We start from the raw sequence: 24693 nt of genomic DNA, 5'->3' as shown, positions 1-24693 counted from the left end.
AAATATTTTCTAAGGAATTGCATATGGGACAGGTATGTTATTTTCAAAATACACTCCAGTTGATCCTGATGCCTCACTACTTTGTGCATACTGTTTACCTGTTGTGGTAACTCCTGGTTGTTTTGATCCATTTATGCCAGGATATTTCCGTAGCATTTTCAAAATTTCAGGCGTGTAAACTCCTCCAGACTTTTGCAATGCATCCAGAATTTCCATTGATTCATATGTCTTTTTATGTGTGGCATCGCTAGGCTTTGATAAGCCTAATGCTCTGACAGTTTCAAGGCTTGCAACTTTTGTTTCCATTTCATCATCGATATCATTCGATGTTACTCCTCTTTCATCATATCCTATTTTTCCTTCGTAATACAAAGATGCTCCTGTTAATTCGTCTGATAAAGTTAACAAAGTAACCTGTTGATCTTCCGTCACTACTACATCAATTTGAGCTTTTCCATCCTTTAATAATTTTATCGATGCCTCTCCGCCCTTATCTAGCCCTGTCGCTTTCTTAGTGCCAACATTGACTATTACTATAACATTGTGATCTGCATGTAGCGCATCAAATCTATCTTTTCTTTTACCTGACAATGTGCTTTTGTATTCTTTCAGCCATTGTTTGGATGCTTCGTTGTCTGCAGGAACTACGTCATTTGGTCCTCTACCATCAGGGTCAATAAATCGAATGGGATTATTGAATGCATAATTATAGGGAGAATGTCTGCGCATTTGGTCGGCTAATGGGTCCACAACATGCCAACGCCCGAGTGCCCTATCGAACATACGAGCGCCGTAATCCTGCCAGTTCAGGCCAAACTCGGTCTGCTTCTCCTTGCCATTCCACGTGTACTGGTTCTGGGGAGTAGCCGATTTGCTCAGCCCAGCCAAGTCCAGTCCATAGGGATCATACTGATTCTCCTGCACCTGCAGGCCTTGGCGGTGCTCAACGGTGATGTCGTCGAAGAACACCTCCGTATCACTCTCGTTGGCCACGTAGGCCTGCACGTAGCCCGCCTGGGGCACGATGACCGAATCCTGCAGTTCCTCGTACTGACCTTGCGCCGCCAAGGTGAGTTGTTTGGTCTTGACGCGCACCAGCACCGAGTCGCGGTTAAAGACCAAGATCCGCACGTAGGCTTTCGGCACGCCGCCCGTGAGCTGCTGCAAGGCCGGTAAGGTAGCCGCCGTCAGACCGACGCTCAGCAGCGACAGCACCCGCACGCGCCGAGTGCCCTCCGCGGTGGGGGTAGGAGCAGCGGGCTGCTGCAGCAGGGAAGCCACGAAGCTGGCCAGCGAGAAACCCCAGGTGCTCTGCCTCACCGCCTCGTTGTAGAGGCCGTAGGCGGTTACCTGGATGGTATCCCGGCGGGCCACCGACAGCTGTTTGAGGGGACCGATCGGTGTGGGCTTCGCCCCGCCGGCATTCAGCTTGGCGACATACGAGGTGCCGTTGTGGCCGAATTGCGGCCCGACGAAGGCACGGGTCGAGTCAAGGGAAGCGGGGTCAAACTGCTGGCTTTCCCGCGCGCGCTGGCTTTCTTCCATCGTGGCCAGCACACTACTCTTCTCGCCCGGGTGGAAGGCGACCCGCAGGTTGCCCAGGTGATCCTTAAGCGTATACTCGTAGCGAATCTTGGCCGTGACCTGGTTGGCGTAGTCGCGCCGGTAGATGTACAGCGCCCGCCCTTCCGCGTGGGTCAGCCAGCGCAGCGAGTCGCGCTCGTACTGCCAGGCGCCCAGGTAGTCCGTGCGCACGGGCGTGGGCGTGCCCGCTTCCGTGGCCAGCTTGGCCACCTTTTGCCCGGTGGCCGTGTACAGGTACTGCAATTTATTGCCATTCTGCCACTCGATCAGCTCGGGCAGGTGCAGGTGATTGTACCGAATGCGGGTGATGCCCTTGTTCTTGTCGCTGGTGAGTGAGCCGGCCGCGTCGTAGGTATAGTCCGGCGTACTTGAGCCGGCCGTAGCCCCATCCGAGAAGTCCGGGCGCTCAGGCACGTTCGCGCCCCAGCTGGTCGCGGCCGGGGCCAGATCGTCCACCCGCTGCAGGCGGTTGCTTTCCGGTTCGCTGGTGGCCGGCGTATAGCGGTAGCGCAGGTTGTCGGTCTCGGCGTACTGGGCCGGGCTGGTGCGCGTGGCGGCGGCTACCAGCCCCCGCCGGCGCAGGGTCACGAGGTTACCGCCCGCGTCGTAGGAAGCAAAGGAAAAGCGGTAGTTGCCCCGCTCGGCACCCCACGTGCTGGTGGGGCTGCTGCCGGTGCGGGCCACGAAGTCGCCCTGCAAGAGGCGGTTGGCCTGATCGTAGCGGTAGCCGTAGGCCCGCTCGATGCCGTCGCTCAGCGAGCGCCAGGTCTGCCCGGCAATATTGCCATTAAATTGTGGGGTGTTGAAGCCTTGGTCGTAGCTCAGCGAGAAGTTCCACAGATCCTGGGGATCGGGATTGGCGACGTCGTTGATGTGGGTGAGCCAGCCGCGGATGTTGTAGCGGTAGTCCACCGTCTGCAAAGCGGCCGGCCCCGTACCGGGCAAGGGTGGGGTGACGGCTTGGCCGGCGCTGGCCACCAGATTCCCGCCCAGCAGTTTCTGCTCCAGTTGGCCCAACTCGTTGTAGCGGTGGCGGGCAATCACCTGCGGGGTGGCTTGGTCCAGTGCCTGCGTCACGCTCAGCAACCGGCCGGCGTGGTCGTAGCGGCTCTGCTCGCGCACGGTGTGAGCCGCCTGGCCCGGCACCTGGTGCACGGCGTAGCTGGCCAGGGCCTTGCCGGCAAAATCGTAGCGCGTGGTGACCACGTCCGTGCCCCCGCGGGCATTGGTGCTCTGCACCTGAATCGGGCGCAGCTGCTCGTCGAAGAAGCTCACCGTCGTGAGCCACGCGCCGGGCTCGCTCTCGGCCACGCCCAGCACCCGGACCTGGGTGCGGGTCGTCTGGCCGGTCACGCGCAGGTCCGCCTGCGGGACTTCCGAGGGAGCACAGGCCAGCTGCGCGGCAGCGGGTGCCTGGTAGTGCGCATCATCGGAGCCGTTGCCGTCGTAGTCATAGCGGTCGTAGTCGCTCACGCTCAGCAGCTGGCTGCCGGCGAGCGCGGCCACGTCCGGCCAGCTGCGATGGGTGTATGGTGCCCGGGTGAGTGTGGCCGTGGTGCTGGGTTCTTCCCACAGGGGCGTCCCGGCTGGTTGCTGGGCCTGCTGCTGGAGCAGTTGGTCACGCTGCTGACTCGCGGTGCCCGTGAGCGCGGGAAACCGGACCAGGGCGGTGTAGACGACCCGGCCCAGGGCATCGTACTTGGTGGCCACCCATTCCTGACGCGCCTGCTGGGCCACATCCTGGGTCAGCAGGGGCTGGTCGAGTTCGTTGTAGATAGTCTGGGAATAGCCCTCCTGATCCGGGACCTTCTTCTCGATCAGGCGCCCCTGCTCGTCGTAGTGGTAGCGGAACAGCAGCCGCTCCACGCCCGCCCCCTCCACGGCCCAGGCCCGGGTCGGGTTCTTCCGGAGGCGCTGCACGGCCTTGGGCGGCAGCACGGCCCGCAACCGGCCGAAGTCGTCGTAGACGTAGTAGGTCTTGAGCCACTGGCGGGCCACCTGCTGGTAGTTCCCGTCCAGGCCCACCTGCTTGAGCACCACCCGGCCTTCCTGGTCGGTGAACTCCTGCCGCCACTGGCCCTGCTCGTCGCGGGTCTGCTTGACCCACAGCTCCCCCGGGGCGTAGGCCCCCTGCGGCAGCAGGTCCTCGCGGTCCGCCCCGTAGCCGGGCTGCCAGCGCTGCACCGAGTCGGCCGCCAGGTTGGGCCGCTCCTCCAGCGTGACGGCGTGGCCGCCGGCCAGCTGCCAGCTCTCGCCCGCGCTGGCCTGGGCCAGCGGGCGGCTCAGGGGCGAGGCCTCGAAGCTGGTCTCGGCGTAGGGCACGCTGGTGACGGGCAGGTTGGGATTCGGATTGTGGCGGTAGAAGCCGTACTGCTCGAAGACGGCATCGGGCCGGTAGCTACCGGTGGCGGTGCCGACACTGGTGTAGGGCAGGTACTGCTTCGGCGAGCGGCCCAGCGCGTCGTAGGCCACGGGCTGCACGATGTCGCGGCCCAGCGGCGATTCCTGCCGCAGCACGGTCTGCACCGGCCGGCCCAGCCCGTCCAGGTACTCGGTTTTGATTTGCACGTCGGCCGCCGCCGCGGCTTTCACGGCCGCCGGATCCGTGAAGGCACTGCGGGCCGCGTAGGTGCGCACGTAGTTGACCACCTCCGTTTCAGCTCCCCGGCTGGTGGGGGCCAGCGCGTCGGCCGGGGCCGCGGAGCCGTGGGCGTCCGGCTCGTTGAGGGCCAGCGGCGCGTAGGGCAGCAGCGTCACGTACTGCCCCCGCCCGTAGAGGGTCACGTTCGGCACCCAGTCGTTGGTCACGCGGGTACGGTAGGTGCCCTCCTCGCTCTCGCCCTGCACCCGCAGCGCATAGGTCGGCTGCGTTTGCCCGGGCACCTCCACCCAGGCCTGGCCCACCTGCCGCTCCCACTGGTAGCGGTTGTGCTGGCCGGGCAAGGCCCCTTGCAGGGTCTTCCAGCTGCCCGGCAGCGCCGGCAGCGTGTCGGCCTCCAGCGGCAGCTGCCGCTGGTTGGGGGCGGGAAAGTACGGGTGCTTCGGCTGGCCGGGGCCGGTGAGCAGTTGCTCCAGCGCGTCGAAGCCCAGGTAGTTGCCGCTCAGGTTGGGGGAATTGGCAAACGGCCCGGCACCCAGCGCGGCAATGCCGGTGAGCCGGTTGTTCTGTAGTTGGATAGTCGTGGCCGTGGGCAGTTGCAGCACACTGGCCGGCAGTGTGCCGGTGAGCCGGTTGTTGGGCAACGTCAGGTACGACAGGTGCGGGAGCTGGCCCAGGCTGGCGGGCAGCTCTCCGCTGAACTGGTTGTTGTCCAGGTGGCAATAGCCCAGCTGGCTCATCTGGCCCAGCGAGGCGGGCAGCGGGCCCGACAGGCGGTTGTTGGCCAGGTTGAAGATGACCACCTGGCGCAGGGTGCCGATGTCCGGGGGCAGCGGGCCGGTGAGCTGGTTCTCGCTCAGGCCCAGGATGTAGACCGCGCGCAGCTGGGTCAGGCTGGCCGGCAGGGGCCCGCGTTTCTGGCAGCCCTGCCGCTGCGGGCTGCCCCGGCCGCCCGGCCATTGCTGGCCGCGATTGACGTGCTGCGCGGGATGAACGCAACGGGAGCCCGCAAACTCCCGGCTGATGCGCCGACGGCCTTTATCAGCAAGCGGTGGCAGAAAGTGGTGCGGACGGCGGAAGGCCTGGACCGCCGCTACTACGAGCTGTGCGCGCTGGCCGAACTCAAAAACGCGTTGCGCTCGGGCGATAGGTGGGTGCTGGGTTCGCGCCAATTCAAGGACTTCGAGGAGTACCTGGTGCCGGCGCACTCGTTTGCCGCGTTACTCAAGGCTGGCGAGCTACCCTTAGCTGTGGAACCCGATGGAGAACAGTATCTCCAGCAGCGTCTGGCGCACCTGACCCAGCAACTGGAAACGGTCAACCGCTTGGCCGCCGCGGGCGAGTTGCCGGATGCCAGCCTGACGGCGGCCGGCCTGAAAATAACCCCTTTGGATGCCGCCGTGCCAGACACGGCCCAGCGGCTGATCGAACAGGTGGCCCGTCTGCTGCCCCACGTCAAGAGTACGGACCTGCTGCTGGAGGTGGACGAGTGGACCGGATTCAGCCACCACTTCACGCACCTGAAGACCGGAGCGGCGGTCAAAGACCCGGCGCTGCTGCTCACCACCCTGCTGGCCGACGGCCTGAACCTGGGGCTGACGAAGATGGCCGAATCCTGTCCCGGCAGCACCCACGCGAAACTTTCCTGGCTGCAGGCCTGGTACATCCGCGATGACACCTATTCGCTGGCCCTGGCCGAGCTGGTCAACGCGCAGCTGCGTCATCCCTTCGCGGCCCATTGGGGCGACGGCACCACGTCCTCGTCGGATGGGCAGCGCTTCCGCGCCAGCGGCCGGGCCGAGAGCACCGGGCACCTCAACCCCAAGTACGGGGCGGAGCCGGGCCGGCTGTTCTACACCCACGTCTCGGACCAGTACGCGCCCTTCAGCAGTCAGGTCATCAACGTCGGGGTCCGGGATGCGACTTATGTGCTGGACGGGTTGCTCAACCACGAATCCGACCTGCGCATCGAAGAGCACTATACCGACACGGCCGGCTTTACCGACCACCTGTTTGCGGTCATGCCCTTGCTGAGCTACCGCTTCGCTCCGCGCATCCGCGACCTGAGCGAGACCAAGCTGTACGTGCCGCCGGGCTCCCCCACCTACGAGGCCGTGCAGCCCTTGCTGGGCGGCACGCTCAACGTGCGCCACATCCTGGCCCACTGGGAAGAGATTTTACGCTTGGTCACCTCCATCAAGCAGGGCACGGTCACGGCCTCGCTCATGCTGCGCAAGCTGGGCAGCTACCCGCGCCAGAACGGGCTGGCCGTGGCCCTGCGCGAACTGGGCCGCTTGGAGCGCAGCCTCTTCATCCTGGACTGGCTGCAAAGCAAGGAATTGCGCCGCCGCGTGCAGGTGGGTCTCAACAAAGGTGAAGCCCGCAACGCGCTGGCCCGGGCCGTGTTCTTCCACCGGCTGGGCGAAATCCGGGACCGGGGCTTCGAGCAGCAGCGTTACCGGGCCAGTGGGCTGAACCTGCTCACGGCCGCCATCGTGCTGTGGAACACGGTGTATCTGCAGCGGGCTATACAGGCGCTACGGGCTCATGGCCAACCCGTGGATGAGGCGCTGTTGCCCTACTTGTCGCCGCTGGGCTGGGAGCACATCAACCTGACGGGTGACTACTCGTGGCGCAGCAAGCGCGCTCCCGGCAAATTTCAGCCCCTACGGCCCCTTCCCAACCCTTAACGTGCTATTTATTCCGTTTTCTGAGAGGACCCCAGGTACACCAGCCCGGACCGTAGAAAACGGGCCGAAACGGAGTAGTGCGGCTAAATAATGGTGCTCATACCAAGCCGGATGTTGTTGCGGTGCATCTCGCAGTCGGCAATATCCAGCACGGCGTAGGCAATGAAGCTACCCACCTGCTCGGTGGTGTAGCGGGTGGCGGGGTTCAACTCAGGCGTGACTACCTGCTGGTTGAGGGCGTGCTGCACGGCGTTGCGCACGGTGTCAGCCTCTTCCTGTAGCCCGAAGTGGTCCAGCAGCATGGCCGCCGACAGAATAGTGGCAATAGGGTTGGCAATGCCCTTGCCCTTGGCTTGCGGATAGGAGCCGTGAATGGGCTCAAATAAGGCCGCCCCATCACCCACCGAAGCCGAGGGCAGCAACCCCAGGGAGCCGGCAATAACGGAGGCTTCGTCGGAGATGATGTCGCCGAACATATTTTCGGTCAGAATCACGTCGAACTGCCGCGGGTTGAGGATAATCTGCATGGCGGCGTTGTCCACGAACAGGTAGTCGAGGGCCACGCTGGGGTACTGCGGGGCCAGCTGCCGCACGGTTTCGCGCCAGAGGCGGGAGGTTTCCAGCACGTTGGCCTTGTCCACCAGCGTGAGCTTATGGCGGCGGGTTTCAGCGGCCCGGAAGGCCCGGTGGGCAATCCGCTCAATCTCCGCCCGCGAGTAGGTGCAGTTGTCGTAGGCCGAGTTGCCCTCATCAAACCGACCTTTTTCCCCGAAGTACACCCCGCCCGTCAACTCCCGGAAAATGAGGATATCGGTGCCCTGAATCCGCTCGGCTTTCAGCGGGGAGTGCTCCAGCAGCTGGTCGTAAGCCGTCACGGGGCGGATGTTGGCGTAGAGGCCCAGCTCCTTGCGCAGGCGCAGCAGGCCCTGCTCGGGGCGCACCGGGGCGGTGGGGTCGTTGTCGTATTTCGGGTCGCCGATGGCTCCCAGCAGTACGGCGTCGGCCTGGTGGCAGGCATCGAGGGTAAGCTCGGGCAGGGGCGAGCCGGTGGCGTCAATGGCGCAGGCTCCCATCAGTTGGTAGTCGAACTGGAACTCGTGCCCGAACCGCTCGGCCACGGCCCGCAGTACGCGCACCGCCTCGGCGCATACCTCCGGCCCGATTCCGTCGCCGGGCAGTACCACAATCTGTTTGCTTAGAATATCCATGTCCGGTGTTGCTCGAAGGCAGTTATGGCTTCTTCCTGGCTGAGCAGGAAATCAATGTCGTCGTAGCCGTTGATGAGGCATTCCTTCTTGTAGGCGTCCAGCTCGAAGCGAATCGGCTCGGATCGGCCCGGCACCTTCAGCGTCTGGCTGGGCAAATCCACCGTCAGCTCCACCTGCGCGTCTTGTTCTACCAGAGCAAACAGCTCCTGTAGCTCGGCGGGCGTTACCTGCAGCGGCAGCAGGCCGGTGTTGAGGGCGTTGCCCCGGAAAATATCGGCGAAGTAGCTGCTGATGACCACCCGAAAACCGGCGTCGTACAGCGCCCAGGCGGCGTGCTCCCGGCTGGAGCCGCACCCGAAGTTCTGGCCCGCCAGCAGTATCTGGTGGCCCTGGTAGCGGGCATCATTCAGCACGAAATCCGGCTTGGGCTGGCCGTCGGCGGCGTAGCGCCAGTCGGCAAACAGGTTCCGGCCGAACCCTTCGCGGGTAGTGGCTTTCAGGAAGCGCGCCGGGATAATCTGGTCGGTGTCCACGTTTTCGATGGGCAACGGAACCACACCGGAACGCAGGGTGGTGAATTTTTCCATGTGGGGGTGGGGTGAGAGAAGGTGAATTCTGTCATCCTGAGCGGAGCGAAGGACCTTATCCCGTTGGGTATCGTGCGGGAGTTTTGAGCCCGCAGAAGACGCAGAAGCTTGCGCAGAGGACGCAGAAGCTGTTCGAGCGGGGTAAGGTCCTTCGCTCCGCTCAGGATGACAGTTGGTAGGTATCTACATACTCCGCCACATCTACCAGCCGGCCTTCCACGGCCGTAATGGCGGCTACCAGGGGAGAGGCCAGCAGGGTGCGGGCGCCGGGGCCCTGGCGGCCTTCGAAGTTGCGGTTGGAGGTAGATACGCAGTAGGCCCCGGCCGGAATTTTGTCCTCGTTCATGGCCAGGCAGGCGCTGCAGCCCGGTTCGCGCAGCTCGAAGCCGGCAGCGGCCAGCACCTGGTCGAGGCCCTCGGCAATGGCCTGCTGCTCTACCTGCTTGGAGCCGGGCACGATGATGGCCTCCACGTGGGGCGCTTTGCGCTTGCCCCGCACGTAGGCGGCTACCGTGCGCAAATCCTCGATGCGGGAGTTGGTGCAGCTGCCGATAAACACGTGGCTGATTTCCTTGCCTAGCAGCGACTCGCCGGCCTCAAAACCCATATACCGCAACGACTTCTCGAAACTCGGCGCTTCGGCCGCGGCGGCCGGGGCCGGAATGCTGGCCGCCAGCGGCATACCCATGCCGGGGTTGGTGCCGAAGGTTATCATGGGCCGGATGGCCAAGGCCTCGAAGCGGTGCTCGGCATCAAACGGCGCGTCCTCGTCCGAAAACAGAGTTTGCCAGTGCGCTACAGCCCGGTCCCAGGCCTCGCCCTGGGGCGCGAAGGGGCGGCCGTGCAGGTACTCAAAGGTGGTGGCGTCGGGGGCAATGAGGCCGCCGCGGGCCCCCATTTCGATGCTCATGTTGCACACCGTCATGCGGCCTTCCATGCTCAGGCTGCGGATGGCGCTGCCGGCGTACTCCACGAAGTAGCCGGTGGCCCCACCCGTGCCCAGCCGGGCAATGATGTGCAGGATGATATCCTTGGCCGATACGCCCGGCTGCAACTCCCCATCCACGGTAATGCGCATGCGCTTGGGCTTATCCAGCAGCAAACACTGCGAGGCCATTACCTGCGCCACCTGGCTGGTCCCGATACCAAACGCAATGGCCCCGAACGCGCCGTGGGTGGAGGTGTGCGAATCGCCGCACACGATGGTGAGGCCGGGCTGGGTCACGCCCAGCTCCGGCCCAATCACGTGCACGATGCCCTGGTAGGGGTGGCCCAGCCCGTACAGTTCCACGCCGTGGCGGGCGCAGTTTTCGGTGAGCTTATCCACCTGGGAGCGGCTGAGCGGGTCCTGAATCGGCTGGTCCTGGTGGCGGGTGGGCACGTTGTGGTCGGCGGTAGCCAGAATCTGCTCGGGGCGGCGCAGCGTCAGGCCCCGGGCCGTCAGCTCGTCAAACGCCTGGGGGCTGGTCACCTCGTGAATTAGGTGCCGGTCAATGTAAAACACCGACAGTCCGCCGGCCACCGCGCGCACCACGTGCGCATCCCAGATTTTATCGAATAAGGTGTGGGGCATGAGTTATTAGGGTAGGAGGGTGTGGGGGTGGGAGGGTAGGGGGAGGTAAAAAGCCCGTCATGCTGAGCGAAGCCGAAGCATCTCTACCTCTGACTAACCAATAGCATTTCAACGAAGCGGTAGAGATGCTTCGGCTGCGCTCAGCATGACGTTCTGGTGTGCGGGCGAATTACCCCGCCGTTACCAGCTGTTGCTGCTCCACCATCACGCGCAAATCCTCGTCCACGACCTCCTTTTGACGGTCGGCCAGGACGAGGAAATGAGTGTAGGCTTTGTTGAGGGCCACGCGGTCGAAGTCGTAGCCGATTTTCTGGAGGCGGTAGGCCAAAGCGGCGCGGCCCGAGCGGGCCGTGAGCACAATGCTGGAATCGGGCATACCCACCTCGCGCGGGTCGATGATTTCGTAGGTTTCGCGGTGCTTAATCACGCCGTCCTGGTGAATGCCGCTGGAGTGGGCAAAGGCGTTGGCGCCCACAATGGCCTTGTTGGGCTGCACCGGCATGCTCATCAGGTGCGACACCATGGCCGAGGTTTCGGCCAGCAGCCTGGTGTTGATACCGGTGCTGAAGTTGAGGTAGGGGTGCTGCCGGAGTACCATCACGGCTTCTTCGAGGGCCGTATTGCCGGCCCGCTCGCCCACCCCGTTGATGGTGCATTCCACCTGCCGGGCCCCGCCCAGCACGCCCGCAATGGAGTTGGCCGTGGCCATGCCCAAATCGTTGTGGCAGTGGGTGGAGAGGCGCACCCGCTCAATGCCGCGCACGTTATCCACGAGGTACTTGATTTTGGCGCCGTACTCGGCCGGGAGACAGTAGCCGGTGGTGTCGGGGATGTTGAGCACGGTGGCCCCGGCCCGGATGGCGGCCTCGCACACGCGGGCCAGAAACTCGTTGTCGGTGCGGCCGGCGTCCTCGGCGTAAAACTCCACGTCCTCCACAAACGACTTGGCCAGCTTCACGGCCGCCACTGCCCGCTCCAGCACCTGCTCGGGCGTGCTCAGCAGCTTGTACCGGATGTGCGAATCCGAAGTGCCAATACCGGTGTGAATGCGCGGGTAGCGGGCCACTTTCAGGGCCTCGGCCGCCGTGCGAATGTCGTTTTCCACGGCCCGGGAAAGGCCGCAGACGGTGGCCTCGCGGGTTTGGGCCGCAATGGCCGCCACCGCCGCAAAGTCGCCGGGGCTGGAAACCGGGAAGCCGGCCTCAATCACGTCCACGCCGAGTAGCTCCAGCTGCCGGGCAATGAGCAGTTTCTCGTCCCGGTTCAGTTTGCAGCCGGGCACTTGCTCCCCGTCGCGCAGGGTAGTATCGAAGATGTGGACTTTCTCGGTTGACATGGGGCAATGACTTCGTGGCAGAAGGAAAGCCCCAAGTACACCCCCAGCCCCGGTCCCCCGAAACCGTTTTTCGGCACGCCTACTATTTCAAAAAGTTATTGATATGGCTGTAAGTTGCTGATATATAGTGTGTAGTTGCTAAGTAGCTTACAAAGGCCAACCGCATCAACAACGGCTGTAGGGACGCGACACTCCACGTCTCGGCGTTGAACTGCCGGCACTTAGCAATGAGGTGTTGACATACATTAAGTAATTACCGTTCAGTTGTTTTTAAGCCAATCCAACGAGTCATTCCTGATAATGACGAGCCTAGAGGATGTTTTTGGAACGGTGTCAATCCCCATTGGTTGGTACGGGTCACTTCTACAGGAAAAATCTATAATGATATTACAAGTGGGCTTCTTGATAGTGAAAAACTGCTCGCCCCTGATTTTTACCAGCGTATCTCCAACGCTTAACCGATCCTTGACATAAATGTAAAAAGCCGTTCTATCTCGAAATTCAATGATCTTACCTGTTGCTGGATCAGTACCCTGTAATTCGATGCTTGTTCCTATCGGTCCAGAATCTGCGACCATGATATTGACTTGCCTGCGCCCCATGCGTTTTGCAAAATCTTCACATGAGGTATGTGTATGGCAGGCAGAGAGAGTGTGAAGCAACGACATTAGCGAAAAAACTATCATCACTTGTTTGCGCATAGCAAAAGGGAGAATCATGGAGTCGTATTCTTCTCACAAGTATATCAACTATAATCAGTGTGAAGTGAAACCACCTATGTCTCACTTCACACCAGCAAACTCAAAAAATCTTGTTTCCCGTTTAAATACTCGTACGAAAATCCTTCGGCCACCATGCGCTGCTGGATTTCGGCAATGTCGTGGGGGCGCTGCACTTCCAGGCCGACGAAAACGGGGCCTTTTTCCTTGTTATTCTTCTTGATGTATTGAAACTGGATGATGTCGTCGTCCTCGCGCAGTACGTGGTTCACGAAACGGCGCAGGGCCCCGGGCTTTTGGTTAAAGGTGACCAGGAAATAGTGCTTGCGGCCTTGGTGGCGCAGGGCCCGCTCCTTGATGTCCTCCATGCGGGTGATGTCGTTGTTGGAGCCGCTGAGGATGCACACCACCGTTTTGCCCCGGATCTGGGCGGCGTACTGGTGCAGCACCGAGAGGCTGAGCGTGCCGGCCGGCTCCAGCACAATGCCTTCCTCGTTATACATCTTCAGTAAATCCTCGCACACCTGGCCCTCGGGCACCAGCGCCACCTCGTCCAGCAGCTCCCGGCAGATAGCAAACGTCAGCTCGCCCGGGCATTTCACCGCCGCCCCGTCCACGAAGCTCTCGATGTGCTCCAGCGGCTGCCGCTGCCCCGTCTGGATGGCCCAGTGCATGGAGGGCGCGCCCAAGGGCTGCACGCCCACCAGCCGGGTAGCGGGGCTGAGCTGCCGGAACACGCTGCTCACGCCCGCCGCCAATCCGCCGCCCCCGATGGGCATAAACACGAAGTCGATGGGCGCGGGCGCGTCGCGCAGGATTTCCAGGCCCACAGTGGCCTGCCCGGCCACCACGGCCGCATCATCAAACGGGTGCACGTACACGCCCTGGCGCTGCTGGCAAAACTCCTGCGCCGCCCTCGACGAATCATCGAACGTAGCCCCGGTCAGCACAATTTCCACCTGGTCGCGCCCGAACAGGCGCACTTTGTCCACCTTTTGGGCGGGGGTGGCGGCGGGCATGAAGATGTAGCCCCGCCGGCCCAGCAGCTGGCAGGCGTAGGCCACGCCCTGGGCGTGGTTGCCGGCCGAGGCGCACACCACCGGCCGGGTGGCCTCATCGGCCGGCAGCCCCGCCATCTTATTGTACGCCCCCCGAATCTTGTAGGAGCGCACCACCTGCAAATCCTCCCGCTTCAGGTAAATATCCGCTCCAAAGGTGGCTGAAAGCCCCAGGTTGTGCTGGAGTAGCGTGGGGTAGATTACGCCCTGCAGCGTGCGGGCCGCCTGCTCCACCAGGAGCAGCGGCAGGGCCGGGGTGAGGGTGGCTGGTTGAGAAGGATGCATGGTGGTAGAGAAAAGTAGCGCGCAGCTCCGCTTCGCGCACGAGCCGCAGGCGAGTTCCCACGCGCCCGCAGCTTACGCCTGGTACTCGCTTCGCTCGTGCGCGAAGCGGAGCTGCGCGCTACTGGGTTGCTCTTAATTCCCGTTGGCCGTCAGGGCGTAGGCTTCTTCTGTTTCAACTTTCTCAGCGGCGCGGGAGCGTAGCTCGCGCACGGTGGCACCGGTTTGCCACAGTTCCGAGTCGCGCACTTCCTTGAGCTCGGCTTCCAACTCCTGGCGGTAGCCGGGCGTAGAGCCGCGCTGGATGGTGCGGGCGGCTTCCTGGCCCGAGGCCACGCTGTCGTACAGCTCGTTGAGCACGGGCAGGGTAGCTTCGCGGAAGCGGCCTTTCCAGTCGAGGGCGCCGCGCTGGGCCGTGACGGAGCAGTTGCTGAACATCCAGTCCATGCCGTTTTCGCCCACCAGCGGCACCAGGCTCTGGGTGAGCTCCTCCACGGTTTCGTTGAAGGCCTCGGAGGGCGAGTGGCCGCGCTGGCGCAGCACCTGATACTGGGCCTCGATGATGCCGGCCAAAGCGCCCATCAGCACCCCCCGTTCGCCGGTAAGGTCGGAGTACACTTCCTTGCGAAAATCGGTTTCGAACAGGTAGCCCGAGCCCACCCCGATGCCTAGGGCCACGGCCTTCTCGTAGGCGTGGCCGGTGGCATCCTGGTACACGGCAAACGACGAGTTCAACCCGCCTCCGGCCACAAACAGCCGGCGTAGGCTCGTGCCGCTGCCCTTGGGCGCTACCAGCACCACGTCCACGTCGGCGGGCGGGATGATACCCGTCTGGTCGTTGAAGGTGATGCCGAAGCCGTGGGAGAAGTACAGGGTTTTGCCGGCCGTGAGGTAGGGCTTAAGTGTGGGCCACACAGCAATCTGGCCGGCATCCGACAACAGGTTGGCCAGGATAGTGCCCCGCTCGGCCGCTTCTTCCAGGCCGAACAGCGTTTCGCCGGCCACCCAGCCATCGGCCTCCGCCTTACGCCACGAAGCCGAATCGGGCCGCTGCCCCACAATCACGCGGAAGCCGTTGTCGCGCAGGTTCAGGGCCTGGCCGGGGCCCTGCACGCCGTAGCCCAGCACGGCAATCGTCTCGCTTTGCAGAATGGTGCGGGCCTTTTTCAGCGGAAATTCCTCGCGGGTTACAACGTGTTCTTCTACGCCGCCAAAGTTGATGGTTGCCATGATGGTTGGGGGTTATTAGTTGGTAGTTGTTCGTTGCTGGTTGTTTGTTATTAGTCGTTCTGGCGGGCGGACCCCACCCCCGGCCCCTCCCCTCCGGGAGAGGGGTGCCAGACGCGAGTTCAAGAATATTGATTCGTTGAACGCACCCCTCTCCCGGAGGGGAGGGGCCGGGGGTGGGGTCACATCGAAAACACCTTGTCGCGGCGGTCGAGGAACTGGTTTTCGCTCACTTCCTCGCCGGGCTGCTGGCGCTCGAACTCGCGCAGCTTGTGGTGGAAGCCTTGGCTGGTTTTGATGATGGCAATGCGGGCCGAGCGCACAAACTCGATGAGGCCGTAGGGATGCAGCACGGCCAGCAGCTTGTCGGTTTCCTCGCGGTGGCCGGTGGTTTCAAACACCGTGTAATCCTTGCGGATGAGTACCACCCGGGCCCCGTGCTCGCGCAGCAGCCGCTCCACCAGCGCCCGCTCGGCAATGATATCGGTGGGCACTTTGTAGAGGGCCATTTCCTGCCAGATGACTTCCTCGTTGGGGTTGAAGTACACCTTCAGCACCTCCACCTGCTTTTCCATCTGGCGGGCAATCTTGCGCACCACCTCCTCCGACTCGTGCACCACGATGTTGAAGCGGTGAATCCCCTCAATCTCCGAAGGCGAGGTGTTCAGGCTCTCGATGTTGATTTTGCGTCGGGAGAAGATGATGGCCAGCCGATTAAGCAGTCCCACCTGGTTCTCGGTATAGGCCGTTATGTTGTATTCCTGGCGAGTCATGAGATGGTGAAATGGTGAGGTGGTGAAATGGTGAGTTTGATGTTCGGGTAGTTCTGATGGCGCAAGTGGAGTAGACGGGAACGGCAGCCGCCCGTCAACTCACCATTTCACCACCTCACCATTTCACCTCAGCGCAGCCGGATTTCGCCAACGCCGCAGCCCTGGGGCACCATGGGGAAGATGTTGTTTTCGCGGGTGACGCGCACTTCCAGCAGGAAGGAGCCGGGGTGGTCCAGCAGCTGGCGCAGGGCGGGTTGCAAGTCGGGGCGGTGCTCTACGCGGCGGGCGGCAATGCCGTAGCCGCTGGCCACGGTTACGTAATCGGGGCTGGCAATTTCTACGCAGGAGTAGCGCCGCTCGTGAAACAGCTCCTGCCACTGGCGCACCATGCCCAGAAACTGATTGTTGAGCAGCAGAATCTTTACCTCGATGCCAGTCTGCATGATGGTGCCCAGCTCCTGAATCGTCATCTGAATGCCCCCGTCGCCGATGACGGCCACCACCGTGCGGTGCGGCGCACCGTACTTGGCCCCAATGGCGGCCGGCAGCGCAAAGCCCATGGTGCCCAGGCCGCCACTGGTAATGCTCAGGCGCGGATGGTTGAGGCGGGCGTAGCGGCAGGCCACCATCTGGTGCTGGCCCACGTCCGTCACAATAATGGCCTCGCCCTGGGTCAGCTCGTTGAGCTGGTGAATCACCTCGCCCATGGTCAGCTCGTCCTGGGTCGGGAATAGCTCGTCCTGAATCACGGCGGCTACTTCCTCGGCGTCATGGTCGCGGAAGCGTTGGCGCCACTCCGGGTGCTGGCGGGCGGCTACCAGCTGCGTGAGCAGGGGCAGGGTTTCTTTGCAGTCGCCCCACACCGGCACGGTGGCCACCACATTCTTGTCGATTTCGGTGGGGTCGATGTCGAGGTGAATCACCTGGGCCTGGCGGGCGTATTTGTCGAGGCGGCCCGTTACCCGGTCGTCGAAGCGCATGCCGATGGCCACGAGTACGTCGCACTCATTGGTGAGGACGTTGGGGCCGTAGTTACCGTGCATGCCCAGCATGCCCACGTTCAGCGGGTGGCCGGTAGGCAGCGCCCCGGCCCCCAGAATCGTCCAGGCCGCCGGAATACCGCTTTTTTCGATGAACTCCCGGAACTCCGCCTCGGCCTGCCCCAGCAGCACGCCCTGGCCCCAGAGTACCAACGGGCGCTGGGCCTGGTTGATGAGCTCGGCGGCGCGCTGCACGTACTCGGGGCGCACCATGGGCCGGGGCCGGTAGCTGCGGATGTGGGTGCAGGGCTCGTGGCCGGCGTGCTCGAACAGCTGCAGCTGGGCGTTTTTGGTGATGTCGAGCAGAACCGGGCCGGGCCGGCCGCTGCGGGCAATGTAGAAGGCTTTGGCCAGCGCCGCCGGAATATCCCGGGCGTCCGTTATCTGGTGGTTCCACTTGGTAACGGGCGTGGTGATATTCAGAATGTCGGTTTCCTGGAAGGCATCGGTGCCCAGCAGATGCGCAAACACCTGCCCCGTGATGCACACCAGCGGGGTACTATCAATCTGGGCGTCGGCCAGACCGGTTACCAGGTTGGTGGCGCCGGGGCCGCTGGTGGCAAACACCACGCCCACCCGGCCCGAGGCCCGGGCGTAGCCCTGAGCGGCGTGAATCCCGCCCTGCTCGTGGCGCACCAACACGTGATTGAGCTGCTCCTGAAAATCGTACAGGGCATCGTAAATGGGGATGATGGCCCCGCCGGGGTAGCCGAACACGGTGTCCACGCCCTCGGCCACCAGGCCCTGCAACAGGACCACGGCACCGGATACCTGCGGGGCGGCCAGGGCCTCAGGCGAGGCTGGCGCGGACTGAAGCTGCGGGTTCGGGAACATGGCGGTGGTCGGCTAAATCGGTGATGCAGCCGTGGCTGGCGTCGCTCACGGTGCGGATGTATTTCAGCAGCACGCCCTGGCTGACCGGGGGCGCGGGCTGCTGCCACTGCTGGCGGCGCAGGGCCAGCTGCTCGTCGCTCAGGGCTACGTTCATGGTGTTGGCGGCAGCGTCTAGCGTAATCCAGTCGTCGTTTTCCACCAGGGCCAGCGGGCCGCCGTCGTAGGCCTCGGGGCTTACGTGGCCGATAACAAAGCCGTGGGTGCCGCCCGAAAAGCGGCCGTCGGTTAGCAGGGCCACCTTATCGCCCAGCCCGGCCCCGATGATGGCCGACGTGGGCTTGAGCATCTCGGGCATGCCCGGCCCGCCCTTGGGCCCCACGTACCGAATGACGACGACATGGCCCGGCTGAATCAGGCCCTGCACAATGCCCTCATTCAGCTCCTCTTCGGAGTCGAACACGATGGCCGGGCCGGCGAAGCGGGAGCCTTCCTTGCCGGTAATCTTGGCCACCGCGCCCCGGGGGGCCAGGTTGCCGTACAGAATCTGAATGTGGCCGTCGGGTTTGATGGGGTTGCTGGCCGGGCGCAGAATGTCCTGCTCGGGTCCCAGCGGAGCCACGTCGGCCAGGTTTTCGGCCAGGGTGCGGCCCGTTACGGTCAGCAGGTCGCCGTGGAGCAGGCCGGCGTTGAGCAGGGTTTTGAGCACGGCCGGCACCCCGCCCCGGGCCGATAGGTCCTCCATCAGGTACTTGCCGCTGGGCTTGAGGTCGGCCAGCACCGGCGTCCGGTCGCTCACGGCCTGGAAGTCTTCGAGCGTGAGCTGCACGCCGGCGGCGTGGGCAATGGCCATGAGGTGGAGCACGGCGTTGGTGGAGCCGCCCAGCACGGTGGTGACCACCATGGCGTTTTCGAAGGCCTCGCGCACCAGAATGTCGCGGGGTTTGAGGTCCAGCTCCAGCAGGCGGCGCAGGTAGGCGCCGGTGCTGCGGCATTCCTGCTGCTTCTCGGCGCTTTCGGCCGGGGCCGACGAGGAGTAGGGCACGCTCAGGCCCAGCGTTTCGATGGCGGCGGCCAGGGTGTTGGCCGTGTACATACCCCCGCAGGCTCCCGGCCCCGGGCAGGCGTTGCGGATGATGCCGCGGTAGTCCTCGTCCGAAATCTGGCCCTGCAGTTTCTGCCCGTAGGCCTCAAAGCACGACACAATGTTGAGCTGCTGCCCCTTGAACGTGCCGCCCCGGATGGTGCCGCCGTACACCATCAGGCTGGGGCGGTTGAGGCGGGCCATGGCAATGAGGGCCCCGGGCATGTTTTTGTCGCAACCCACTACACAGGCCAGCGCGTCGTAGTTGTGGGCCCCGGCCATGGCCTCAATGGAATCGGCAATGATTTCCCTCGACACCAGCGAGTAGCGCATCCCCGGCGTGCCGTTGGTGATGCCGTCACTGATGCCGATGGTGTTGAAGCGCAGCCCCACCAGGTCCTGCTCCTGCACGCCCTGCTTCACCGCGTCGGCCAGCTGGTTGAGGTGCATGTTGCAGGTGTTGCCCTCGAAGCCCGTGGAGCAGATGCCCACGAACGGCTTGCGCAAATCGGCTTCCGCAATGCCGGAGCCAATCAGCATGGCCTGCGAGGCCGGCAGACTGTCATCCTGGGTGTAAATGCGGCTGTATTTGTTGAGGGCCATGCGGGGGAATGTGCTGATGTGCGGATGTGCTGAATAATGACAGCACATCTGGCGCTTCGTTCTGGTAGTTCGCCTCACCCCCCGGCCCCCTCTCCGAAAAGGAGAGGGGGAGCCAGATGATTGGTAGGGGGAGGCAGAAAGGCTGACGGTTGTAGAGACGCGACACTTCGCGTCTCGTCGTTGCTGAGGTTGTTGCGTTGGGGTTGACTTACTGTGCAGTGGTTGTCGTTCAGATGCCGAAACGCGAAGTGTCGCGTCTCTACAGCGCCACGCTCACCGACTGCCCCGTGACCAGCGCCTGGTAGTGCTGGGCCAGCATGCCGCCGATGGTTTGCTGGAAGGGTCGCTCAAACACCACGTCGTCTACCGAGGCCACGCCGATAACCTCGGCCGCTGTGCCGGTCATGAAAGCGGCTTCGGCGGTGCGCAGCTCCTCAGGGCCAAAAAACCGTTCCGTGACGGTGATGCCGGCCTCGCGGGCCAGGTCGATGATGGTGTTGCGGGTGATGCCGCGCAGGATGCTGCCGGCCGGAGGGGTAACCAGTTCGCCGTTGCGCTCGAAGAAAAAGTTGGCCCCGGGACCTTCGGCCACGTTGCCGTGCATGTCCAGCAGCAGGGCCTCATCGTAGCCCCGGCTTTTGGCCTCGGTGCTGGCAATGATGGAGTTCACGTAGTGGCCCGCCACTTTGGCCTCGATGGGCACGGCCTTGGGATTGGGCCGTTCGTAGGGCGACACGGTGAGGCGCAGGCTTTGGTCGCCGAGGTACTTGCCCCATTCCCACACGGCCACCAGCACATTACTGGTGGTAGCCGCCTTCAGGCTCATGTTGGGCGCGCCGGCAAACACCAGCGGCCGAATATAGGCGTCCGTCAGGCCGTTGCGCTCCAGCACCTCGTAGCTGATGCGCGTCAGTTCTTCCACCGAGTACGGCAGCGGTAGGCCAATGGCCTTGCATGAATAATGCAGGCGCTCATAATGCTCCCCGGCCTTGAAAATGCGGGTGCCGGCCGGCGTAGCGTAGGCCCGAATGCCCTCAAACACGGCATAACCGTAGTGCAACGATTGGGCATACACGCCGCAGGTAGCTTGCGCGGCCGGTACGAACTCGCCATCCAGAAAGGCGACGGTATCAGGGGAGTAATACATGAGCGTGGTACAACTGACAAACGGAGGAACCGCCCGCGTGCCGCTTAGCGGAGCAGGAAGGGAAATGCAGGCGAAGCAGGCCGCACAACCGACGAGCCTTGGTTTGATTCTATTCGGAGCAGGGCGTAGGAGCCGGCTACGGTTTGGCCGTTGGGCGTAGCCGTGAGAATGGTGGCCCGCCAGCCAGCTCCGGCAAATGCAGAAAATAGTGCGGACAAAGAGGTGGAGAAGTGAGCTGACATAGCATCTTTGGGCTGATATTCGGCTGCTAAGTACCCGCAGAGGGTTAGCGGTTGAAAACTTCTTTCTAATAGCCCTACTATTTCTAGAAAATCACTTTTGTTGTATAAGTATCATAAAATCAAAAGGTTAATTTTTGAATTTGTACAATGCCCAACGAAAGTACTGACCCGGTTTTTCAGCTGATAAAGTCGCTGACCCGCACCGAAAAGCGCCACTTCCGCCTGTTTGCCAACCGCCAGGGTTCGGCAGAGGGGCTCAAGTTTTTGCAGGTATTTGATGCCCTGGACGGGCAGGACCGGTACGATGAGGAACGGATGCTGGCCCAGGTGCCGGCCATCAAAAAAGTACAAGTAGCCAACCTCAAAGCTAACCTCTACAAGCAGCTGCTGTCCAGCTTACGCATGTACCACGCTGGGCACAACCTGGATATTCAGTTGCACGAGCAACTGGATTTTGCCCGGGTGCTCTATAACCGGGGCCTGTACCAGCACAGCCTGCGTATGCTGGAAAAAGTAAAAGCCACGGCCCAGCAGGCCGAGCTGCGCCACATTGTGTTGCTGGCGCTGGATTTTGAGAAGCTGATTGAGGGTCAATACATTACCCGGAGCATTCAGGGGCGGGCCCGGCAGCTTTCCGACGAAGCCACCGACACGGTGCAGCACATTGGGCGCGAGCATGAGCTGTCGAACCTGGCGCTGCGCATGTACGGGCGCTACCTCAAGATAGGCCACACCCGCAACCAGCAGGACTACGATACCATTACCGCCTATTTCCGCCGGGATTTGCCCGCCCTGGACCCGCGCCAGGCCAGCTTTTTTGAGCAGCTCTATTTTTACCAGGCGCATGTGTGGTACTATACCATCACGCAGAACTTCCGGCAGTGCTACCGCTACGCCCAGAAGTGGGTGGATTTGTTTGAGCACAACCAGCTGATGTGTGAGCAACAGCCCATGCTCTACATCAAAGGCATGCACAATGTGCTGGTGACCACCTACAATATGCTGTACTACAGTCGGTTTTCGGAGGTGTTGGGGCAGCTGGAAGCCTATGCCGCCGACCCCGACCGGCGCAGCAACCCCAACATTGAAGCCCTGTTGTTTCTCTACATCTATACCAACCGCCTCAACGGATATTTTATGCGGGGAGAATTCACGGCTGGTCTGCAAGTAGTACCCGACCTGCTGGAAAACCTGGAGCGGTTCCGGATGCAGCTGGACTCGCACCGGCGGCTGGTGTTCTACTACAAAATTGCCAGCTTATACTTTGGCAGCGGGCAACCCCTTAAGGCCATAGAGTACCTGGACAAGGTAATTTACTTCAAGGAGGCTAACCTGCGCGAGGATATCCAGTGTTTTGCCCGCATCCTGAGCCTGATTGCCCACTACGAGGCCGGCCGCGACGAGGCGCTGGAGTATCAGGTGCGCTCGGTGTACCGCTTTCTGGGCAAGATGAACGACCAGCAACCCATGCAGGAGGCCATTTTTCGGTTTCTGCGCGGGCTGGGTACAGTGGCACCTTCCCAGTTGAAAGATGCTTTCCTGAAGCTGAAGAATGAGCTGACCAAAATTGCCGAAAACCCTTATGAACGACGGCCTTTTCTGTACCTGGACATTATTTCCTGGCTGGAAAGTAAAATCGAAAATGTGCCGGTGCAGGAGGTAATTCGCCGCAAATTTGCCGGGTTGAAGTAGTGCTTTACCGGGCAGGCGTACCTCTGCCCCGGCGGCCTGCAAGCAAAAAACCAGCCCCGGCTAGCACGCACAGCCAGCCTAGCACATTACCTGTGCGGGTGTAGAGCGTGGGCAGCTGTTGGGGCACGGGGGTGTTTACCAGCAGCGTACTGCCGGGTATGGCACTACTGGCGCGCCGGGCAATGAAGCGGCCGTGCGCGTCGCTCACACTTAGCCATCCACTCCGGGAGGAGCGCACCACCATATAGCCATTCTCAACGCCGCGCGTAGCCGTCATGCGGGCGGCTAGTGCGGCATCCAGATCAAAATCCCAGGCAGGTACCAACAGCACAGCTGCCCGCCGGGAGCCGTAGGCGCGGCCCAGGGTGGCAAAATGCATGTCCTTGCAGATTGCCAGCCCGTAGTGTAGCCCGGCAATGGTGCGCACACTATACAGCGTACCCGCCGTAAAGTCCCGCTCCGGGGGGGCTAAAAAGTGCTTCTGATAGACTGCGGAAAGTCTGCCATCCGGGGCAAATAGCCAAGCCAGATTGGTTTGCTCACCGCTGTTGTCCAGTCCTATTCCTGCTTCCAGCCATACCCGGTTTCTGGCGGCCCAGCGGCTGAACCGGTGTTGCCAGCCGGGCACCTGCCCCGGGGATAAATCGGCAATTTTTTCTGGCAGCACAACAACCTGCGCGCCCTGTGCGGCCAGGCGGGCAACATGGGCTTCATAGTGCTGCAGAATATTGGCTGTATAGGCAGTGGTTGCCTGTCGGCCAATGGCATCGTCAATGCTTGCCAGTCCGAACGTTGTGCTGGCACCCGTAACCGGCTGCCGGAGTCGCCAGGAACCGTAGCCATACGCCATCAGCGTGAACAAAACCGGCGCAGCGTATGCCAGGTACCCACATGGCAGGCGGCGGCCGTAAGTACATCCGAGGGCCAGGGCGGCCGGCACCAGCGTAACCAGAAACAGCAACCCCGCTACGCCACCCAGGGCTGTAACCTGAAGCAGCGGCAGAACCGTAGCCTGAGAATAGGCCAGGCTGTTCCAGTTACCATCGGGCAGTAAGGTTGCCATCAGGGTGTCCAGGGCTACCCACAGCACCGGATATACAACTACCGTCCACCAGCTGCGGTAGCGTAGAATCACCCGCCGCGAGGCCATAACCGTGAATGACCACAGGAGTGTTTGGGCTCCCAGTACGGCAACAGCCGCTACGTCGGGCATCACCAGCCGGTAGTACGGCAGGTTGGCAGTGGCCCCAATGGCTGAGGCCAGTATCACCAGCCAGCGCGCTTGGTGGCCATCCAGTCGAAGGGCCAGCCACAACAGGAAAGCCGGAACCAGCCAGACCAGCCACCATACTGGCTCAAGCCCCACTACAAACCGTAGCAGCCACCCCGTGAATAGCGCGGCTACAAGGTTGAAAACCAGAGCGCGGCGGGAGGTGATGGTTGTGAAGGGCATAGCAGAAAGAAGGGGGGCCTCAACTCTTGGTTGGCAAATGCAGCTGTATCCGGTTCAAAATACCGGCATTTCACAGCAAAGTGTACAAGAGAGTCTGCTACCACTGCCGGCAGATACGTTACGCCGGTAGCAGGGGACGCCCCTGCATGGCCGAGAAAAACAGGTACGCAACTAGGGCCGCATACAGCAGCGTACCCAGCCCGGTGAACAATACGGCCCGTGTAGGCACTCGGCGGCTCAAGCCCCAGCCGAGCAGGGGCAGAGCCTGCAGGGCATGCATACCCAGAAAATGGGCAATGCGCAGGTCGCCGGCGCGGGTGCTCCAGCCCAGGCCCGGCAGGCCCGGTCCCCCATCGGGGGCGCCCACGGTGTGGCGGTTCAGGCCTATCATAGTGCCACCCAGCACCGAGCCCACCAGAAACACCAGCAGCCCCAGCCGTACGCCCCACACGTAGCCGGCCGGCCCATGCGGGCGGTAGCGCCACACCAGATACAGCGCCGCCCCGGTGAGCAGGGTATTCAGCAGAATAAACACGCCCATCAGCCCAAAAACGAGGCCATCAAAGGCGGTAGCGCTGTTGTAATGCGACGTAGTACCCCGGGCCGCCTGCAGGAAAATGCAGCCGATTTCAACCACCATGCACACGGCCACTCCCCAGCTGATGCGCTGAACCGCGCGCTGCGCCTGGGCGGGCAAATCGGCCAGGAGCCAACCCAGCGTCCAGGTGTAGGCAGCAACGGAGATAGTAAACTTGAGCGGCTTCAGCCACACCGGCGCACCGGTTACCACCCGGCTATCCAGGGGCAGCAGCAGTAGCGCCACCAAGCACAGCAGCACGTTCAGCCAGCCGGCCAGGCTTAGCACAGGATTTACGCGGTGCAGCAGCCGCAGCCATGCCCAGGCAGGGTGGGTAGCAGGAACAGCAGAAACGGGGTTCAGCGGTAAGGCAGCAGACATGGTCAGG

At 62.5% G+C, this 24693-nt stretch carries 17 protein-coding genes; 2 read left to right on the top strand and 15 right to left on the bottom strand.

Annotated elements, in window-relative coordinates:
• Positions 1–9 precede the first annotated feature (9 nt).
• The gene (locus EI290_RS22595; RefSeq protein WP_221766262.1) at positions 10–4986 is read right to left on the bottom strand and encodes a DUF6443 domain-containing protein; all 4977 of its coding nucleotides are present in this window, start codon (positions 4984–4986) and stop codon (positions 10–12) included.
• On the opposite strand from EI290_RS22595, the gene EI290_RS13275 reads away from it, so the two are divergent.
• On the top strand, positions 4900–6873 hold the full coding sequence (locus EI290_RS13275) for a Tn3 family transposase (protein WP_246008949.1): 1974 nt from the start codon (positions 4900–4902) through the stop codon (positions 6871–6873). The two genes, EI290_RS22595 and EI290_RS13275, sit on opposite strands and share 87 nt — an antisense overlap.
• An 83-nt stretch (positions 6874–6956) precedes the next feature.
• Here EI290_RS13275 and leuB read toward each other — a convergent pair whose 3' ends face one another.
• From leuB to EI290_RS22465, 12 genes are all read right to left on the bottom strand, one after another.
• Positions 6957–8081, bottom strand: a complete 1125-nt coding sequence (leuB, locus tag EI290_RS13270) for a 3-isopropylmalate dehydrogenase (RefSeq protein ID WP_125431064.1) — start codon at positions 8079–8081, stop codon at positions 6957–6959.
• The gene (gene leuD / locus EI290_RS13265) at positions 8069–8668 is read right to left on the bottom strand and encodes a 3-isopropylmalate dehydratase small subunit (RefSeq protein WP_125431061.1); all 600 of its coding nucleotides are present in this window, start codon (positions 8666–8668) and stop codon (positions 8069–8071) included. The genes leuB and leuD overlap by 13 nt, the downstream gene beginning before the upstream one ends.
• A gap of 160 nt (positions 8669–8828) precedes the next feature.
• The gene (leuC, locus tag EI290_RS13260) at positions 8829–10241 is read right to left on the bottom strand and encodes a 3-isopropylmalate dehydratase large subunit (RefSeq protein WP_125431058.1); all 1413 of its coding nucleotides are present in this window, start codon (positions 10239–10241) and stop codon (positions 8829–8831) included.
• A gap of 169 nt (positions 10242–10410) precedes the next feature.
• Positions 10411–11577: a 2-isopropylmalate synthase gene (locus EI290_RS13255; protein WP_125431055.1), complete on the bottom strand. Its 1167-nt coding sequence runs from the start codon at positions 11575–11577 to the stop codon at positions 10411–10413.
• 260 nt (positions 11578–11837) lie between these two features.
• Positions 11838–12278: a hypothetical protein gene (locus tag EI290_RS13250; RefSeq protein ID WP_125431052.1), complete on the bottom strand. Its 441-nt coding sequence runs from the start codon at positions 12276–12278 to the stop codon at positions 11838–11840.
• 86 nt (positions 12279–12364) lie between these two features.
• Positions 12365–13639: a threonine ammonia-lyase IlvA gene (gene ilvA / locus EI290_RS13245; RefSeq protein WP_125431049.1), complete on the bottom strand. Its 1275-nt coding sequence runs from the start codon at positions 13637–13639 to the stop codon at positions 12365–12367.
• A 132-nt stretch (positions 13640–13771) separates the two neighbouring features.
• The gene (gene ilvC / locus EI290_RS13240) at positions 13772–14866 is read right to left on the bottom strand and encodes a ketol-acid reductoisomerase (RefSeq protein WP_125431046.1); all 1095 of its coding nucleotides are present in this window, start codon (positions 14864–14866) and stop codon (positions 13772–13774) included.
• A 179-nt stretch (positions 14867–15045) separates the two neighbouring features.
• The gene (ilvN, locus tag EI290_RS13235) at positions 15046–15636 is read right to left on the bottom strand and encodes an acetolactate synthase small subunit (protein ID WP_125431043.1); all 591 of its coding nucleotides are present in this window, start codon (positions 15634–15636) and stop codon (positions 15046–15048) included.
• 128 nt (positions 15637–15764) lie between these two features.
• Complete coding sequence (gene ilvB, locus EI290_RS13230; RefSeq protein ID WP_125431040.1) at positions 15765–17510, bottom strand: biosynthetic-type acetolactate synthase large subunit; 1746 nt, start codon at positions 17508–17510, stop codon at positions 15765–15767.
• Positions 17467–19194 (bottom strand): dihydroxy-acid dehydratase, encoded by a 1728-nt coding sequence (gene ilvD / locus EI290_RS13225; RefSeq protein ID WP_125431037.1) that lies wholly within the window; start codon positions 19192–19194, stop codon positions 17467–17469. The genes ilvB and ilvD overlap by 44 nt, the downstream gene beginning before the upstream one ends.
• A 259-nt stretch (positions 19195–19453) precedes the next feature.
• A complete protein-coding gene (locus EI290_RS13220) occupies positions 19454–20341 on the bottom strand; it encodes a branched-chain amino acid transaminase (RefSeq protein WP_125431034.1) in 888 nt (295 codons plus the stop codon).
• Positions 20342–20385: 44 nt separating this feature from the next.
• Positions 20386–20559, bottom strand: a complete 174-nt coding sequence (locus EI290_RS22465) for a hypothetical protein (RefSeq protein ID WP_185816983.1) — start codon at positions 20557–20559, stop codon at positions 20386–20388.
• Between the two features lie 171 nt (positions 20560–20730).
• Here EI290_RS22465 and EI290_RS13215 point away from each other — a divergent pair, with 171 nt between their 5' ends.
• Positions 20731–22275, top strand: coding sequence for a hypothetical protein (locus EI290_RS13215; RefSeq protein ID WP_125431031.1), 1545 nt, complete (start codon positions 20731–20733; stop codon positions 22273–22275).
• 4 nt (positions 22276–22279) lie between these two features.
• Here the strand turns inward: EI290_RS13215 and EI290_RS13210 are convergent, their stop codons facing one another.
• Complete coding sequence (locus EI290_RS13210) at positions 22280–23728, bottom strand: nitrilase-related carbon-nitrogen hydrolase (protein WP_125431028.1); 1449 nt, start codon at positions 23726–23728, stop codon at positions 22280–22282.
• Positions 23729–23846: 118 nt separating this feature from the next.
• On the bottom strand, positions 23847–24686 hold the full coding sequence (locus EI290_RS13205) for a hypothetical protein (RefSeq protein ID WP_125431025.1): 840 nt from the start codon (positions 24684–24686) through the stop codon (positions 23847–23849).
• Positions 24687–24693: the final 7 nt, after the last annotated feature.

The organism is Hymenobacter metallilatus (assembly GCF_003944705.1).
Classification (GTDB): domain Bacteria; phylum Bacteroidota; class Bacteroidia; order Cytophagales; family Hymenobacteraceae; genus Hymenobacter; species Hymenobacter metallilatus.
Note: the sequence above shows the minus strand (reverse complement) of the source record. Positions and strands in the feature narration are given on the sequence as shown.

Coding starts and splice junctions, on each gene's coding strand:
- EI290_RS13215 (WP_125431031.1), top strand. CDS start 20,731: ATGCCCAACGAAAGTACTGACCCGGTTTTTCAGCTGATAAAGTCGCTG.
- leuD (WP_125431061.1), bottom strand. CDS start 8,668: ATGGAAAAATTCACCACCCTGCGTTCCGGTGTGGTTCCGTTGCCCATC.
- EI290_RS13220 (WP_125431034.1), bottom strand. CDS start 20,341: ATGTATTACTCCCCTGATACCGTCGCCTTTCTGGATGGCGAGTTCGTA.
- EI290_RS13250 (WP_125431052.1), bottom strand. CDS start 12,278: ATGCGCAAACAAGTGATGATAGTTTTTTCGCTAATGTCGTTGCTTCAC.
- leuC (WP_125431058.1), bottom strand. CDS start 10,241: ATGCCCCACACCTTATTCGATAAAATCTGGGATGCGCACGTGGTGCGC.
- EI290_RS13255 (WP_125431055.1), bottom strand. CDS start 11,577: ATGTCAACCGAGAAAGTCCACATCTTCGATACTACCCTGCGCGACGGG.
- ilvA (WP_125431049.1), bottom strand. CDS start 13,639: ATGCATCCTTCTCAACCAGCCACCCTCACCCCGGCCCTGCCGCTGCTC.
- ilvC (WP_125431046.1), bottom strand. CDS start 14,866: ATGGCAACCATCAACTTTGGCGGCGTAGAAGAACACGTTGTAACCCGC.
- ilvN (WP_125431043.1), bottom strand. CDS start 15,636: ATGACTCGCCAGGAATACAACATAACGGCCTATACCGAGAACCAGGTG.
- ilvB (WP_125431040.1), bottom strand. CDS start 17,510: ATGTTCCCGAACCCGCAGCTTCAGTCCGCGCCAGCCTCGCCTGAGGCC.
- EI290_RS13210 (WP_125431028.1), bottom strand. CDS start 23,728: ATGCCCTTCACAACCATCACCTCCCGCCGCGCTCTGGTTTTCAACCTT.
- EI290_RS13205 (WP_125431025.1), bottom strand. CDS start 24,686: ATGTCTGCTGCCTTACCGCTGAACCCCGTTTCTGCTGTTCCTGCTACC.
- ilvD (WP_125431037.1), bottom strand. CDS start 19,194: ATGGCCCTCAACAAATACAGCCGCATTTACACCCAGGATGACAGTCTG.
- leuB (WP_125431064.1), bottom strand. CDS start 8,081: ATGGATATTCTAAGCAAACAGATTGTGGTACTGCCCGGCGACGGAATC.